This is a genomic window from Alphaproteobacteria bacterium, assembly GCA_039980135.1.
In the GTDB taxonomy this organism is placed as follows: domain Bacteria; phylum Pseudomonadota; class Alphaproteobacteria; order UBA6615; family UBA6615; genus UBA8079.
Genome location: JBDXCV010000009.1, coordinates 315,754 through 332,793 on the forward strand (window position 1 = coordinate 315,754; position 17,040 = coordinate 332,793).

9 protein-coding genes are annotated in these 17,040 nt (G+C 61.2%); 6 read left to right on the top strand and 3 right to left on the bottom strand.

Annotation, left to right across the window (positions count from 1 at the left end; translation table 11 throughout):
- The first annotated feature begins 132 nt into the window (after positions 1-132).
- From wecB to ABJ363_12015, 6 genes are all read left to right on the top strand, one after another.
- Complete coding sequence (gene wecB / locus ABJ363_11990; protein MEP4379714.1) at positions 133-1,248, top strand: UDP-N-acetylglucosamine 2-epimerase (non-hydrolyzing); 1,116 nt, start codon at positions 133-135, stop codon at positions 1,246-1,248.
- A 72-nt stretch (positions 1,249-1,320) separates the two neighbouring features.
- Complete coding sequence (locus ABJ363_11995) at positions 1,321-2,391, top strand: glycosyltransferase family 2 protein (protein ID MEP4379715.1); 1,071 nt, start codon at positions 1,321-1,323, stop codon at positions 2,389-2,391.
- Positions 2,392-2,394: 3 nt separating this feature from the next.
- Positions 2,395-4,284 carry an asparagine synthase (glutamine-hydrolyzing) gene (gene asnB / locus ABJ363_12000; protein ID MEP4379716.1) on the top strand — a complete coding sequence of 630 codons (1,890 nt, stop codon included), beginning with the start codon at positions 2,395-2,397 and terminating at the stop codon, positions 4,282-4,284.
- A 2-nt stretch (positions 4,285-4,286) separates the two neighbouring features.
- Positions 4,287-5,447: an acyltransferase gene (locus tag ABJ363_12005; protein ID MEP4379717.1), complete on the top strand. Its 1,161-nt coding sequence runs from the start codon at positions 4,287-4,289 to the stop codon at positions 5,445-5,447.
- A 39-nt stretch (positions 5,448-5,486) separates the two neighbouring features.
- A complete protein-coding gene (locus ABJ363_12010) occupies positions 5,487-6,290 on the top strand; it encodes a class I SAM-dependent methyltransferase (GenBank protein ID MEP4379718.1) in 804 nt (267 codons plus the stop codon).
- A 331-nt stretch (positions 6,291-6,621) separates the two neighbouring features.
- Positions 6,622-13,644: a M10 family metallopeptidase C-terminal domain-containing protein gene (locus tag ABJ363_12015; GenBank protein MEP4379719.1), complete on the top strand. Its 7,023-nt coding sequence runs from the start codon at positions 6,622-6,624 to the stop codon at positions 13,642-13,644.
- A gap of 97 nt (positions 13,645-13,741) precedes the next feature.
- Here the strand turns inward: ABJ363_12015 and ABJ363_12020 are convergent, their stop codons facing one another.
- The 3 genes from ABJ363_12020 to ABJ363_12030 all read right to left on the bottom strand — a co-directional run bounded on the left by ABJ363_12020 (position 13,742) and on the right by ABJ363_12030 (position 17,039).
- Positions 13,742-15,022, bottom strand: a complete 1,281-nt coding sequence (locus tag ABJ363_12020; protein MEP4379720.1) for a hypothetical protein — start codon at positions 15,020-15,022, stop codon at positions 13,742-13,744.
- A complete protein-coding gene (locus tag ABJ363_12025; GenBank protein ID MEP4379721.1) occupies positions 15,009-16,061 on the bottom strand; it encodes a glycosyltransferase family 2 protein in 1,053 nt (350 codons plus the stop codon). The genes ABJ363_12020 and ABJ363_12025 overlap by 14 nt, the downstream gene beginning before the upstream one ends.
- A gap of 96 nt (positions 16,062-16,157) precedes the next feature.
- Positions 16,158-17,039 carry an alpha/beta hydrolase gene (locus tag ABJ363_12030; GenBank protein ID MEP4379722.1) on the bottom strand — a complete coding sequence of 294 codons (882 nt, stop codon included), beginning with the start codon at positions 17,037-17,039 and terminating at the stop codon, positions 16,158-16,160.
- Position 17,040 lies beyond the last annotated feature (1 nt).

Here is a 17,040-nt window from a genome sequence, read left to right on the forward strand (position 1 = left end):
CACGTCACATCGGGTTTTCCGGTCCGTGTGAACCGTACAGAATGATCGAGGGTACGGCTGGGGAACCCGGAAACCTGTATACAGGTATGACCAGACCCACACCACTGCGGCAGCGCGATTGAGGGACGATAGATGAAAACGATTGTCTGTATCGTTGGCGCGCGCCCAAATTTCATGAAGGTGGCGCCCATCATGCGCCAGTTCGCGCTGTGCGACGGAATTTCCGTGCGCCTTGCGCATACTGGTCAGCACTATGACGAAAGCCTGTCGGGACAATTCTTCCGGGATCTCGAAATACGCGCGCCCGAGATCAACTTGAACGTGGGGTCCGGGTCGCACGCCGTCCAGACGGGCCGGATCATGGCCGGGCTCGACGAAATTCTTGATCCGGACGGCGTCGATGCTGTCCTGGTGGTTGGAGACGTGAACTCGACTCTGGCAGGCGCACTCGTGGCCGCGAAGAAATGCATTCCCGTCATTCATGTGGAATCGGGCCTGCGCAGTTTCGACAGGACGATGCCGGAAGAGATCAACCGGATTCTCACGGACCGGATATCCGACGTTCTGTTCGTCACGGAGCAGACGGGTGTCGACAACCTGTTGGCCGAGGGCATCGCGGCCGAACGCATCAGGCTCGTCGGGAACGTCATGATCGACAGCCTGTTTCACGCACTTCCCAGGGCGATCCCGGCATCCCGCACGCTCAGCAAGTCGGGACTGGATCCGGAGGCGCGCGAGATTTCCCGGGACAAGTATGCATTGTTGACACTGCATCGGCCGTCCAATGTCGACGATCCGCAGGTGCTCGGGCCGCTTCTGGAGGCCGTGGTGGAAATCGCCGATGAAATGCCGGTGATCTTCCCGGCGCATCCGAGAACGCGTGCCGCAATCGACGCCGCGAACTTCACGGAATTGGCAACCCATCCACGCCTGGCCGTGATGGACCCGCTTGCCTATTTCGAGATGGTGGGCCTGCTGAAGGATGCCGCGTTGGTGCTGACCGATTCCGGCGGCCTGCAGGAAGAAAGTGCGGCGCTCGGTATTCCCTGCCTGACCTTGCGCGAAAATACCGAACGGCCAATCACGGTGGCCGCGGGAACCAACACCATCGTCGGGAACTCCCCCGATGCCCTGCGCGCGGCATTCCTTCGATATCGCGAGACAGATACCGCAGAGACGACAATCCCGGACCTTTGGGACGGGCGCGCCGCCGAGCGAATAGTCGCCGAGATCGTCAATTGGATTTAACCGGTGGGAAAAATCAGATAGACAGGTGCTGCGTGAGTACCCTGATCGCCTGATTCTGGGCGTGACAGACATATGATTGCCGACAGATTGACCGTGACTCAGGAAAATCCGATTGCCACGCCATCCGGTTCACGCCGGGGTTCCGTCACTGTCGTTTGCCCGTTCTACAACGAAGAGGCGATTATCAGGACGGCGGCCGAAGTGATGGTCGCCAAGCTTTCCGAATGCTTTGACGACTGGGAGCTGATCCTGGTGGACGACGGGTCGACCGACGGTTCGTTGGCGGAAATTCTTGCATTCCGGGATTCGCTCGAAGCCGGCCGGGTTGCGGTGATTTCCTATCAGCCCAATCGGGGACGCGGGCACGCGCTGCGCCAGGGCATCGATGCCGCCCGTGGCGATATTATCGTGACCACGGAGGTCGATCTGTCCTGGGGCGAGAACATCGTACCGCAATTATTCGACGCGCTGGCAGCCGACGAGACAGCCCATTTCGTCATCGCGTCGCCCAATCTTTCGGGGGTCGGGTACATCGAGGTCCCGATAAGCAGGCGCCTGATCAGCCGTCTCGGCAACAAGCTGATCGGCCTGTTTTTTTCCGGCGGGATCACCATGCATACCGGGATGACCCGCGCCTATCGGAGCGAGATCATCAAGCCGCTCCAGTTCAAGTCCGACGGCAAGGAGTTTCATCTCGAGGTCCTGTTGAAACTGCTCACGCTGGGATTCAACGCGATCGAAATTCCGGCGGCGATCAGCTGGGAAATACGCAACAAGACCGCGCGTCGACAGCGACCCGGTGCGCATGTCCTGAACCGGCGCATGCTCGGCACTATTTCGTCGCACCTCCTGTTTATCGCGTTGGCCCGGCCGATGGCCTATTTCGGTGTCATCTCGGCCATCGCGGTGTTGGGCGGAATTCTGTTTGCGCTGGCCGCGATCTGGAACCTTCTGACGGGCGGTGTATCGGCATTTTTCGCCGTGATTTCCATGTTGCTGTTCCTGTTCGGCGTGCTGTTTACCGGGTTCGCCGTGGTCTTCACCCTGCTTCGGGAACTCTCGCGCGACAACTGGCTGCGGGCCTATCCCAACCATCGCGAACTCCTGACGAAGGTCACACGTCACGATTCCGTGGACCGTTGATCCGTGTGTGGTGTTATCGGGGTCGCGGGCGAGAATTGCCTCGAGCAGGTTCGCGGGATGCTCGACCGGATTGCCCATCGCGGACCCGACGATTCCGGCGTCTATGCCGACGACCACCTGACCCTGGGTCATTGCCGCCTCGCGATCATCGACCCGGCTCACGGGCAACAACCCTTCACCACCGAAAACGGCCGGTACGTACTTTCGTTCAACGGTGAAATCTACAACTACCGGGATCTCGCAGCCCGCCTGCACGCGCGCGGCGTGAACTTGAAATCCAACAGCGACACGGAAACCCTCGCCTACTGGTTTCAGGAATTCGGGATCGACGGGCTGGCCGACCTCGACGGGATGTTCGCGTTCGCCATCTGGGACCGGCAAACCCGCCGCCTCGTGCTTGCGCGCGACCGGTTCGGGATCAAGCCGATGTACACCGCCCGGGTCGGTCGCAAGCTCGTGTTCGGATCCGAGATCAAGGCGATGCTGCCCTGGATAGAGCGCAAACCGAACCACCGCGCGATTGCCCAGTTCCTGACGTTTCAGAACGTTCTCACCGAAGAGACCTTCTTCGCCGGTGTCGAAAAGCTCGAACCCGGCGGCTGGGTTGAATGGCGACCGGATGGATTCCGCAGCGGACAATTCTGGTCCCTGGCGTTTCCCGAGGACCCCCAGGAGATGTCTCTCGGTCCGGCGTCCGAGCGCTTCGCCGAACTGTTTGACGCGTCGGTAGACCGCCACCTGATCTCCGATGTGCCGGTCGGCAGCTATGTGAGCGGCGGCATCGACAGTGGCTCGGTCGCCACCCGGGCCGCCGCGAAGCGCCCCGGAGACGATTTCCCGGTGTTCACGGGGGCCTTCACCGACCGGCCCTACTATGACGAGCGTGACGGCGCGCGCGCGGTCGCAGCCAATATCGGCGCCAGCCTTCAGGATATCGTCATCACCCCGCAGATGTTCGAGACGGAAATGCGCCGCGTGATGTGGCACCTGGACGAACCGACCCTGGGCACGGGCGCCATTCCCCAATTCATCGTCTCCCGGCTTGCCGCAGAGCATGTGAAGGTCGTGCTCACGGGCCATGGCGGCGATGAGCTTTTCGCGGGCTATCAGGTCAACAAGGCGTTTCAGATTCGCGACGGGCTGCGGCACGGCCCCGTGGGCCTGTTCCGTGCGCTTTCGTCCGTGCGGCCCGACGAGCTCACCCGTGTGCTCTACTACTTGATGTTTCCGCTCATTCAGCCCGAAGTCGGAAACGGCATCTTCATCATGACGTCGCGCAAGGGCTGGCCGAAGACCGCCGGTCCCGCGCTGATCGAGGGGTTGGAGCCTGACTATGTTCCGACCTCCACGGTGGCCGACCGGTATGGCGGCAACGGTTACACACCGGCGCAGCTCCTGTTCACGCTTTATCTGCGCACCTATCTTCCGACACTGTTCATGCAGGAAGATCGCGTCGGCATGGCCCATTCGATCGAGGCGCGCATGCCGATCTGCGGAAACGACCTGCTCGATTTCGCGACATCGCTGCCGCTGTCGTCGAAACTCGCAGGCGGGTCCCTGAAGGCCATTCCCCGCGCCGCGGCACGGGACTGGTTGCCGCCGATGATTTTCGATCTCCCGAAACGCGGCTTCCCCACGCCCCTGGCCCGCTGGTTCCGGGAAGCCCCGCTGAATGAGGTCATCCGTGACCTGGTCGGATCACGCCGCACCGAAGAGCGGGGAATCTTCGACACGGCGCGCGCACGGTCGATGTTCGATACGAATGCCCACGCCTCGACCGATACGCTGGCGGACTATGCCCGCGCCAACAAGCTGTACTCGCTGGCGATGGTCGAACTCTGGTTCCGCACCTTCATGGATGCGGATCCCGCGGGCCCTATCGGGGCCGCCTGACCATGGGAACCGTTCGCAGCTTCCTTGCCCTGTCTGTCGCGATCGGCCACTGGGGGCCCTTCTTTGGCGTGGTTCTGATCAACGCGCAGATTGCCGTCCTGCTGTTCTTCCTGATCTCCGGCTTCTACATGTCGATGATCATCAACGAGCAATACCGGCACATCGACCGCTGGCGGCGAAAGTTCATTCTCAACCGGATCCTCCGGATTTATCCGACCTACTACGTCGTGCTGGCCCTGATGATCGTGCAGTTCACGGTTAACAACGTCGAGAACGTGTTCACCATCCCGAGCGATGACATGGATGCGGGACAGCGTGTGTTGTTCATGATCCTGAACATCACGTTGGTCGGCGAGGACATCATTTCCGGTCTGATTCCGGCCTACGATTCGGTTCAGAGCAGTCTGATTCCGCAATCCTGGACACTCGGGAGCGAGTTCCTGTTCTACTTTCTCGCACCGTTCCTCGTTCTGGCGACACCGCGCAAGTACCGCGCCATCGTCGCCGCGCTCGCCTTGTCGAGCCTGGCGTTGCGACTGGCCATCTTTCAGTTTCCCGAGGAAATTTTTCGGTTCCTCACCGGCCAGGCCGGCGTGAGTGAGCAGATATCCCGGCGCCTCGTCGCCTCCGATCCCGGCCGCTACAGGTTTATTCCAACCACGCTCGTCATGTTCCTGATGGGGTATTTCAGCTACCTCATCTATGCGCGCCTGCGCGATTCCGATACCGCCAGAAACGTCGGCAAACTTCTGTTCATTCTGGTGATCGCGGCTGGCGTCTACTATATCGTCGGGTTTGGCGAACTCGACAGCCCCCTGTACATCGCCGACAAGGATTCGGGCCTCGTCTGGTCCCTGTATCTGTTCGCGCTGGTGGCAACGCCGTTTATCTTCCTGGCCACGAAGAACAGCCGGCTGGACGATTTCATCGGCGCACTCAGCTTCCCGATCTATATCTCGCATATATTTGTGAAACAGTTCATCGGCGGCAACTGGCACCGCATTTCCGCCGTTCGTCCCACAGAAAACGAAATGGCGATCATGGTGTTTTTGCTGACGATCGCGCTATCAATCCTGCTCGTCTATATCGTAGAAAGGCCCATCGATAGTTACCGGCGGCGGGTGTCGCAACGCGCGCGACGCACCTTCGCCGACGCGGGCTGAACCGCAGCCGGCCGACGGTCACCTTTTAGAGTGTTTTGGATGGAAGATTCCGATTTGACGACGCAGGAAGATTTCTGGTCCGCGCATCCATGTGGAATCGACGCCCCGCTCGCGGAGCGGCGGCGACACCGGCATATCATCGAGCCGTGGCTGCCGGCATATCTGAAAAGTCTGGCGAACGGTGGCCGGCTGGACTGTCTCGAAGTGGGTTGCGGCCAGGGGACTGATGCCATCGAAATCTGTCGGCACCTTGCCCCCGGCTCGTCCTACCATGGCATCGACTTCTCGCCGGAATCGATTGCCGTATCGGAACGCAGCTTGCGCGAGGAAGTTCCGCCGGAAATGCTGAACACGGTGCCACAGTTTGCCACCGGTGACGCGCTCGATCTTGATTTTCCCGACGATCGCTTCGATCGGGTTTTCAGTCTTGGTGTCCTGCACCACACGCCGGATCCGGCGGCGGCCGTTCGCGAGGTGCATCGCGTCCTGAAGCCCGGCGGGACCTGCCACGTCTTCCTGTATCGGACCTTCTCGGCAAAGGTCGGGGTCGCCAAAATTCTTCGCGGCGTGCAGCGGGCCAGCGATGTTCTGACGCGTCGGGAACGATCCATCTACGCCATGTTTCTCGAGAAACGTTCCGCCCTACCCGGCCTGGGCACCATGTTGCACGAATGCTTCGGCGTGCCGCACATGTATTCCTATACGCGCCCGCAGGTGACCGAGTTGTTCGCGCCCTTCGCCTCGTGCGAGGTCATCCCGTTCGGATATAATTTGCCGTCGCGACGTCCGCGCAGCGGGCACAATAGCCTCGGCAACTTCTGGAATATCACCGCCACCAAATAGGTCGCCGGCGACGCGTATTCCCCGACTCCCGATCGCCATAATCGGTTGGTTCCCGAAAAGAGGTATATCCGGGCGCGGATTCGCGCCTTGAGGGTGTCGTTCCTTCACGCACCCGTGAGGAAGAAACCGTTAGAATTCAAACGGTTGTGGAATACCGCCATGGCCGACTGCGAATCCGGGTGGATCACTTTGCAAACCGGCGCGGATTTGCTAATATTTGCTAAATAAAACAATAAGTTAGAGTATTTCGTTTGTGACGAAGCACGTATGAGGGTTTGGCAATAGGAACGCGTCGTCCGCTTCCCGCATATTGGGGGGTCGAAGGTAAGTTATGGCCGTTGAGACGACCGCTGGTTTTACCGGAAATATCCTCCTCGACGGGATCATGTGGGGGGAAGGTCTCGGCACGTCTAATGGCGTCAAATGGAGTTCCCCCGACCTAACCTATTCCTTTTCCGGTTCCTGGCAGTGGTGGGAAAAAGCGGCAGTTACCGACGCTTTCAATTTCATTTCCGAGGCCACGAACCTGACGTTCGACCTGAGGTCCGGTTCGACCGACCTCACCTTCAATCAATACACCGCAAACGACGGATCCCTGGGATTCGCCCTACCTCCGGATCTCTCGGTCTTTACCGAATTCGGCACAGGGCAGGTGTATCTGAACGACTACTACACGCAAGTGTGGAGCCACAGTACGCTCGAGCCCGGCGGCTACGGGTTTATCACCGTTATCCACGAGACACTGCACGCGCTGGGTCTCGGACATCCTCACGACAACGCATTCGTGTTCCCGGGTGTTTCCGACGCCTACGACACGGGCGATTTCGGGCTGAATACAAACTTCTACACGGTCATGTCCTACAATGATTACGGACAGACGCTGGCCGATGGCACACCGATAAGTCCGCTTTCGTTCGATTTTGGCCACCAGGTTCTCGGCGCATTGGATATCGCGGCGCTGCAGCATCTGTACGGCGCCAACGACACCGCGCGTTCGGGCGACAACGTTTACTTCCTTCCGGACATCGGCACCGGAGGACACTGGTACGAGTCGATCTGGGACACCGGCGGTACCGACGAGATGCGCTACTCGGGCTCCGATAGCGTCACGATCGATCTTCGTGCCGCTACGCTGGACATCGCGGACGGCGCTCTGGCCGGTGGCGCTGTCTCCAAGGCGGATGGTGTTTACGGTGGCCGCACGATCGCAAACGGCGTAGTCATCGAAAATGCGACGGGCGGTTCGGCGGCGGACATCCTGACCGGCAACAGCGCCGACAATCTGTTCATTGGCAATGCGGGCGACGACGTGATCGACGGCGGCGCGGGCAACGATACGTCGTCATACGCGGGCGCCGGCTCGGGCGTGACTGTGAACCTGACTTCGGGGTCCGTATCGGGCGGTCACGGCAGCGACACGCTCACCAGTATCGAAAATGTTATCGGTTCCGCCTTTGACGACATACTCACCGGCTCGTCGGTTGCGAACACCCTGCTCGGCGGCGGCGGCAACGACACGATCACCGGCGGCGGTGGCGACGATATTCTTGGCGGCGGGTCGGGCGACGACCTGCTCGACGGCGGCACAGGTTTCGACGCCGTCAGCTACGAAACCGCCAGCGCCGGGGTCACCGTTGATCTGATTGCCGGAACCGTGGTTGGTGCCGGCGCCGACACGCTGATCAGCATCGAGAGTTACATCGGATCGGGTTTTGCCGATGCGTTTGTCTCGGGCGCGGGGGCCGATACGCTGGATGGCGGCGCGGGTTCGGATTCGATCAGCTACGCATCTGCCGGATCGAGTGTCTCGGTAAACCTGCTCGCGGGCAGCGCATCCGGCGGTGGTGGCAACGACACGCTGGCGAATTTTGAGTCGGTCATCGGTACGGCCTTCAACGATACGTTGGTGGGCAATGCGGCCGCCAATCTGTTCCTCGGCGGCGCCGGCAACGACATGATCGACGGTGGCTCCGGGTCGGACACCGCATCCTACGCCGGTGCTTCGGCGTCGGTGGTCGTGGACCTGAATGCCGGAACGGCGACCGGCGGTGCCGGGAACGACACGCTCACAAGTATCGAGAACATCGTCGGTTCGGACCATGACGATACGCTGACCGGCACCAGCGGCGCCAACATACTCGACGGCGGCGCAGGTGTGGACACTGTTAGCTATGCGGCAGAAGCCAGCGGAATTACCGCCTCGTTCACGAGCGGCACGGTTGCCGGCGGCGGTGTGACCGACACGATTTCCAACATCGAAAACCTGACAGGTACCGCATTCGCGGACTCGCTGGCGGGCGACGGTCTGGCCAACGTCCTGATCGGCGGAGATGGTGACGATTTTCTCTTCGGCGGCCTCGGCGATGACACGCTGAACGGCGGCGCGGGGACGGACCGCGTTTCCTTCGCCGGCAATTCTGCCGTCGTCGCAAACCTGGCCGACGGCACGGCAACCGGCGCGGCAGGTACCGACACGCTCTCCGGTATCGAGGATTTGGTCGGTTCGGCCTCCCACGACACCCTGACCGGTGATGCAGGTGCCAACGTTCTGATGGGCGACAATGGCAACGACACTCTGATTGGTGGCGGTGGCAACGACATGCTGGTCGGTGGCAGGGGGACCGACATCCTGGATGGCGGCGCGGGATCTGATTCAGTCAGTTTTTCCAACGCCAGTTCGGGTGTCACGGTCGACCTCAATGCCGGCACGGTATCCGGTGGTGGAACCGGGTTGGGGGCGGACACGCTAATCAGCATCGAAAACGTCGTCGGGACCGTCTATCACGATACCTTCGTCGCCGGTGCTGATACCGACAGCCTCGACGGCGGCTCCGGGAGTGACACCGTCAGCTTCGCGTCAATCGCCACTGGCGTTACCGTCAACCTGGATACGGGTGTGGCTACCGGCGGTGTGGTCGCCAGTCTCGTGAATATCGAAAATATCGTCGGTTCGGCGTTCGACGACATTCTGACGGGCGGTTCGTCTTCGACGACATTGGTCGGCGGGCTCGGCGACGACATTCTCGATGGCGGTGCGGTTGCACCCGGTGCCGGCGCAAACGACAACTATGCATCCTATGCAGGGGCGGCATCAGGTGTGACCGTCGATCTGGTGGCCGGAACCGCAACCGGCGGGGCGGGGAACGATACTCTAATCAACATCGCCAAGCTCATTGGCTCCGACCACGACGACACGTTCATCGGAACGAATGACAGCAACTTTTTCATGGGCGGTCAGGGCGTCGACACGGTCAGTTATGTGGCCGCGCTGTCGGGGGTCACGGCGGATATCGGCGGGTCAAGCGCGTCGGGCGGCAGCGGGTCCGATGTCATTCTCGATTTTGAGAACATTATCGGTTCCGACCACGACGACATCCTGACTGGATCCTACGGTGCAAACCGATTGGAAGGTGGCGCCGGCAACGACAGCCTCAGCGGAGAACAAGACGACGATACCCTGCTCGGCGGGGCAGGAAACGACATTCTCGACGGTGGGGCCGGTGTGGACACGGCGGAACTCTCCGGCGTTGTCGATGACTATATCTTCGATCGGGATGGAAATGGCAATGTCCGTGCCACACATGCCGGCTCCGGCGACGTGGACACATTCATCGACATCGAATTGGTGAGCTTCACCGGCGGCGGCGCTTTCAGCGCAGAATATGTACCGCTGACCTTGACCGCCACCAGCAGCAGCTTGGGAGCCCCCACGCTCGTCAGTCATTCGGCGGGCAATGACAGCCAGACGGCGAACGGCCCCACCTGGGGCTATTTCACTTCGGGCGGGTCGTCCCAGGACAACGTGGTGTCGGCGACGGGGCAGTATATTGCGGTCCACAGCCGTGCGAGTGACCTTGTGAGCAGCGGAGGCGGCCGGGGCGCCTACCTCTATGACCAAGAGACCAACGACTTCACGCTGATCTCGCCGAACAGCTCCGCCGTCGACATGACACCGCGAATGATCTCGGCGGACGGCAACCGGGTCGTCGTTCAGTCAGCTACCAGTCTAGTGTCGGGGATCAGCGACCAAAATGCCCGTGATGACCTGTATCTCTATACGGTCGACACGGACACGTTCCAACTGATTGATGACACAACCGCACCCGGGTTGCGCACACCCAACGCCATCTCGAACATATCGCTGCCCAATGGCGGCATGTCGGCCGATGGCCGTTTTGTGGTCTTTAACGTTCAGAACACCAGTTCAGACGGAATGATATCCGGCGGGACCGACGGAAACGGCAACACGGATGTGTATCTGTTCGACGCGGATACCGGCACAGTCACCCTCGTCAGCCACGCACCCAACAGCGCCACCACGACTGCCAATGACCACAGCCAAGCCGTGGACATATCAGCCGACGGCCAGTTCGTGCTCTTCAACTCGGAATCATGGAACATCGTTTCCGGTGTTTCGGACAACGCGAACTCTCTGGACACATATCTCTTCAACCGGCTGACGAACGAAGTAACGCTTATTTCGGACACGCCTGCGACGGGCCTCGCGACCTCACGCGCGGCGACCGCGGGCATCGATATGACACCCGACGGACGCTACGTGCTTCTGGAAAGCCAAAGTGTCGGATTGGTCTCAGGCGCGACCGATCTGAACGGCAACTCGACTGATGTGTTCGTCTATGACACGCAGTCCTCGACCTTCGATCTTTTGACGGCCAGCAATGCGCCATCGAACATGAATGCCGCCGGAAGGTCGACCGCGCTCGAGATCAGCGACGATGGCCGTTTCGTGCTGATGCAGAATTTCGACAATGGCGGCGGTGTTTCGTCGATTGGAGACATCTACCTGTTTGACCGGGAATCCGATCAGGCAACGCTCGTCACCCATCAGTGGAGTGATCCGTCGCTGTCGATCGGTGAAAATGCCATCAACGGCGCAACCATGTCGGCCGACGGTCGCTACGTCATGTTCGCTTCAAGGGAACCGACAGTCGTCCCCAACGTCACAGACGGCGCCAGGTCTTACGATGTCTTTCTGTACGATCATCAGGATGGTGAGACGACACTTCTCAGTTCTGTAGCCGGCAACTCCAACCAAGCTGCAAACGGCTACTCGTCGAGTTTCGGCATCTCAGATGATGGCAGCCGTGTCTATATCTACACGCAGACGACGACTATTGGCGCCGGTGTCACGGATGTAAACGGAATCGATACGGACATCTATGTCTACAATCTCGGAATCCCGGAACTTGTCGGTGCACTCGGCAACGATGTACTCACCGGATCCGACGGCGCAAATATTATCCGCGGTCTCGCCGGCAATGACAGTCTCGACGGCGGCGCGGGCGACGATACTCTCAACGGCGGCGACGGCAACGACACGATCGACGGCGGGACCGGGAACGACACCCTGACCGGCGGCGCGGGCGACGATATCTACATTGTCGACAGCCTGGACGACGTGATTATCGAACTGGCGGGCGGCGGTACCGACACGGTGCGCACCACCCTCACCGACTATGTTCTGCCCGACCATGTCGAATCGCTCGAACTCATCACCGATGGGGTGGTCAATGCAACCGGCGGTTCCGGCGACGACAGCCTGAGTGGCGGCAGCGGCAACGACACATTCAACGGCGGCGCGGGCGGAGATGCTTTCACGGGCGGCGCCGGCACCGACGCGGCCACCTATGCGGATGCCGGCAGCGGCGTGGCCGTCGACCTGGCCCATGGCGGCGGCTATGGCGACGCGGCCGGCGATACCTTCAACGGGATCGAGAATATCATCGGCAGCGAGTATGGCGACTCGCTGGGCGGCGATGGCGGCGACAACACGATCTGGGGCAACGGTGGCGACGACTGGGTGTTCGGCGCCAACGGCGACGATTTCCTGTTCGGCGGCGCCGGGCATGACTGGCTGAGCGGCGGTCGCGGCGCAGACGCGCTCGACGGCGGGGACGGCACCGACACGGCGGCATTTTTCAGCGCCGGCGGCGCCGTCGCACTGGACCTGGCAAATGGCGGTACCGGCGGTGAGGCCGACGGCGACACATATATCCGGATCGAGAACATCGTCGGCTCGCGTTATTCAGACACCCTGACAGGCAATAGTGCGGCGAACCGAATCGATGGTGGCCGCGGCGCCGACCGGATCGACGGTGCCGGCGGTAACGACTTCCTGACCGGTAGCGAAGGCAACGACCGCTTCGTCTTCGGCACCGGCGGCGGGCACGACACGATCGTCGACTTCAACGGCGGTACCGGCCTGGGCGACCGGGTGGATGTCATCGATTTCGGGATCGCGCTGCATTCGACCTTCTTCGCCCTCGCCGCGGATGTCGGCTCGAACGTGGTCGTCACCTTCGACGCGAACACGACGCTGACGATCCTCGGCACGAGCGTCGCGGGCCTTGCGGCCGACGATATCATCCTCAGCGCCGTCACGAGCCATCTGGAAGACAACACCGGCGACGATATCCTGACCGGCGGCGCGACGGACGACGTGCTGGATGGCGGCGCCGGCAACGATATCCTGGAAGGCGGCGCCGGTGCGGACACCATCCATGGCGGCGACGGCATGGACACGGTCAGCTATGACGAATCTTCCGGCGGTGTTGCGGTCGACCTCGCCCATGGCGGCAACCACGGCGACGCCGCCGGCGACCTGTTTACGAATGTCGAGAACATCTCCGGCAGCGCCCATGGAGACTCGCTCGTCGGCGACGGCGGCGCCAACGCCATCAGCGGCAATGACGGCGCCGACTGGCTCAACGGGGCCAGCGGCGACGATGTGCTGCGTGGGGACGGCGGAAACGATTCCCTGTTCGGCGGCGTGGGTGACGATGTTCTGTTTGGCGGGGCCGGCAGCGATACGCTCAACGGTGCGGGCGGATATGACACCGCAAGCTATGAAGATTCGACCACGGGTGTTTCGGCGGACCTGGCCAATGGCGGTAATCTCGGCGACGCTGCGGGCGACAGCTACATCGATATCGAACGGCTGCAGGGTAGCGAGCATGGTGACTCGCTGACCGGTAACAGTTCGGCAAACCGGATCGAGGGCGACGCCGGAAACGACTGGATCAACGGTGCGGGCGGCGATGACGTGCTGGTCGGCGGTCGCGGCAATGACTGGTTCGCAGGCGGTGCGGGCGATGACCTGTTCATTTTCGAGAACGGAGATGGCGCCGATGCGATCACCGACTTCGTCGCCGGTGCGGGCACGGACGACATTCTCGATGTGAGTGCCTTCGGCTTTTCGGACATCAACGATCTGCTTGCGGCGTCCAGCGACGTGGGCGCCAATGTCTCCATCGCCCTCGACTCCGACGACAATCTCACCCTGATCGGCGTCAACCGTACCGACTTGCACACGGACGACTTCCTGTTTTCGTAGGACGAGCCACGAAAACGAAAATCAACCACGGCCCGTACAGGGCCATCGGGAAACCGAAAATACGTCCTCTCTTACCCGCTATCATTGACTCCGCACATCAATGGTTGCGCCCACGAACCAGATGTTGGGCGGCCCCGGCCCGCGCACGCACCCTGAGGGGCGCGTTGCCATCCTGACGCTTGTTTCGCGCCGCCAGATTGATGTTCTGAATATCTTCCGGCTCCATCAGGTCCAGCAGACGATCCAGAAACACGCCCCCCGGCTTCGCGAGGGCCGCAGCGCAACATAGCCGGTCGCGGATTCGATCCGGAAACACCGGCAAAAGCAGGTCCAGGGTTACATCCTCCTGGTCCCGGGGCGAAAGCCCGGTGAATATCCGGACCGCGCGTGCGCGCTCGTCACGGTCGTGAAACAGCAACCGCAGCAGCTCACGCCCCGTCATCCAGGGCAATTCACCACGCCAGGGGCGGAACCGCGTCAGTCCTTCGCCCGGAGCCTGATCATGATCATGATCATGATCATAATCGTGATCATGCAGCCACAGGCCCGATCGCAGTGTGAGCGTCTCAACGCGCGCCCCGGACTCCCCAAAGCTCGCCAGCAGCGTCGGCTGGCCAAATCGCATCCGCAGCATCGCGGCCGCCACGATGATGACAAATGCGACCGTCCAGGGCAGCACCTCAAGGCTGGGCGCCCGGCCGAACCAGAGCGCGTTGTGGTAGGCGGCAAGCAAATGTGACCCGGGATTGAAGCTGGTAAGAATCCGGCTTGCCGCGAGCGGGATATCGGGAAACTGGTAGAAAACCGGAGATATGATCAGGAGCAACGCAAAGCCCAGGAACACGGGCATCTCCGAAACGAACCAGCGGTGGGTGCGCATGTAGAGAACCAGCAAAACCAGGAGGAAGTTCCAGAATGCCTGCACACCAACGGCGTACAAACCCCACCAGATGATCGGGGTGCTGCTGACACCCGAGCCGGTCAACAGCAGGACGGGAATCAACAGACCCATGGACAGCGCAAATATGAGGGTCGGGTGGCCCATGGCAACAATCGCCGTCGACACGACCGGATATCGCAGGAAAGGACGGGAAATCTCTGTGAAGCCTGCCAACCGTGATGCCTGGACGGCGCAGCCGAGCGACCAGCGCACCACGATCAGCCCCAGAAGCATGAGGATGAAGCGATCCCATCCCGACAGGGAAAAGATCGTGCTCAGAACCACCGAAAACGCGCCGGCGTAAAGCAGGACATCGAACACCGACACCAGAAGCAGTGCCATGTTGCGCGTCGAGACGGGAAGAATACGAAACGCGACTGCCGAGCCGGCGACGCGAACGAGATGCTTCAGGTTACTGGTACGATCAGCCGTCGTCATCGCTCGACTCGCGCTCCGTCACCGGTCCCCGCTGTGGCTTCGGCGCACCGGCATCCGCAAAGAGGCTGGGCCAACCACGATCGCGCCTTTTCGGGCCGCGCAACGCCAACCCGGCGACAACCGCAAGAAAGCGCGCATACACCACCAGCGCGACAAACAGGATAAAGGCCGACGGGTAATACTGCGCGAAGTTGCCGCGCACAAAGCGTATCAGCGAGGCATGCTTGTGTGCTTCCACCCGGATCGGAAATTTCCGGCTGCTGATCCCGCCGACATGATGGGCAACCGCATCTGGTACGAAGAGAATTTCATGCCCTGATTCCCCCGCGCGCAGGCACCAGTCGAGATCCTCAAAATGCAGGAAATAGCGTTCGTCGAGCAGCCCCACCTGCTCAATCGTCTCATGGCGAATGAGAATACACGCACCCGACACGCTCTGCACACGGACAACCTCGTCCGGCAGTGCCGCCCCCTGCTGGTTGAAGCTGCGAAACCGCGGATGGTTCGGCATCAAACGATGCAGACCGATACCCACACAGAAGATCTGCCACGGTGTGGGAATATCCCTGCGGCAACCCCGCTGCTCGGTCCCGTCCATGTTCAGGATCAACGGCCCCACAGCCCCCGCATCCTCATTCTCGGCAAGCGCGGCGACCAGACGTGCCAGACTGGCATCCTCGAGAAAACAATCCGGATTCATCAGCAAAACGAGCTCGCCACGCGCCTGCGCAATACCCCGGTTGCAACCGGCGGCGAATCCCAGATTCGACTCCTGTTCCAGAATGGTCAGCCGCGGGTCCGGGACCCGCGATCGCAGTGTCGAAATGCTGTCATCGCGCGATGCGTTATCCACCACAATACACTCGACAGGCGTGGCGCTCTGCGCAAACACCGACGCGACGGCGTCGCTCAGGAACGCGCCCGCGTTGTAATTCACGATGACGACGGACACATCAAGCGTCGCTATATCGAGCGAATTCGCCCCCGCCTTGTCCGCGTTACGACGACCCGTCTTGCTGTTCTTCTTGGGGCTTCGCACCAGGTGGCTCTCTGAAAAATATCCAAGGGGAGTTCAGGACAATTCGGATGCACCATTTTCCCACAAAAGGCGAGCCCGGACCTAATAGGCGACGCCTTATGGTTTGCGGACCCAGTCCCGGTATAGCGCCGGCCACGCATCCTGCCAGCAACAATAGTGATCCGTGCCCGGCACCGTGACAAACGCGACATCGCCGCCTTCGGCATGCACCCGTTCCGCAAATCGTTTGATAACGAGTTTCGGGACCAGGCTATCGTCCGCACCGGCGAAATGAACCTGGGGCACGCGCTTGATAGTCTGGACCTGATCGATTGCATCGAGGGAGCGGTCCAACGGAGAGTAACGGCCGATACGCGTCCACTCGCCATGATCGAGCGGCGCGGCAGCCGTTGCCAGAAACACGACATCCGGGCGTTGACCCGCCAGCAGCGCGGCAATCACCCCGCCACCGGAATAACCGTAGAGGCGCACCCGGTCTGCCCCGGATGCCTGAACAATCGCGTCGACGGCAATGTTCATCTCCCTGACCAACTCTGGTGCGAAACGGGCATTCGTCCAATAGGCATAATTGCACCGGCTCAGGCGTTCGGCTGTCTGGAATTGGCACGGGCGGGCCAGATAGGCCACGTTCGCTGACGGGTCATGCGCGGCGAGCCGCAAAGACACCGGGTCGCGCGGTGTCGGGTCGCGGGAAACCGTCGTTGCGTCCAGAAACGCGAGACCGTCACCTTCGATGTAGATCGAGACCTCGCGTGATGATGGATCGCGGAACCGCTTGTAACCGGTCAGCTCAAACTGGCCCGTCTCGACAAAGAACGGCTCCATCTTGGCACCGGTTGCAATGTGTGCGGCCACATCGGCGCGTTCGCCGAACACGCCCGTGACGGACTCGCAGCCGGCAAGCACCATCATCACGATGGCGGGTACGAAAAAGGCCCGCCCTTTCGGGCGGGCCTTTCGGCGCAGTTTGCGCGGCATA

What these genes read in the sequence shown, in the direction of transcription:
- wecB (MEP4379714.1), top strand. Translation starts at nt 133, where the DNA reads ATGAAAACGATTGTCTGTATCGTTGGCGCGCGCCCAAATTTCATGAAG.
- ABJ363_11995 (MEP4379715.1), top strand. Translation starts at nt 1,321, where the DNA reads ATGATTGCCGACAGATTGACCGTGACTCAGGAAAATCCGATTGCCACG.
- ABJ363_12005 (MEP4379717.1), top strand. Translation starts at nt 4,287, where the DNA reads ATGGGAACCGTTCGCAGCTTCCTTGCCCTGTCTGTCGCGATCGGCCAC.
- ABJ363_12010 (MEP4379718.1), top strand. Translation starts at nt 5,487, where the DNA reads ATGGAAGATTCCGATTTGACGACGCAGGAAGATTTCTGGTCCGCGCAT.
- ABJ363_12015 (MEP4379719.1), top strand. Translation starts at nt 6,622, where the DNA reads ATGGCCGTTGAGACGACCGCTGGTTTTACCGGAAATATCCTCCTCGAC.
- ABJ363_12020 (MEP4379720.1), bottom strand. Translation starts at nt 15,022, where the DNA reads ATGACGACGGCTGATCGTACCAGTAACCTGAAGCATCTCGTTCGCGTC.
- ABJ363_12030 (MEP4379722.1), bottom strand. Translation starts at nt 17,039, where the DNA reads ATGCCGCGCAAACTGCGCCGAAAGGCCCGCCCGAAAGGGCGGGCCTTT.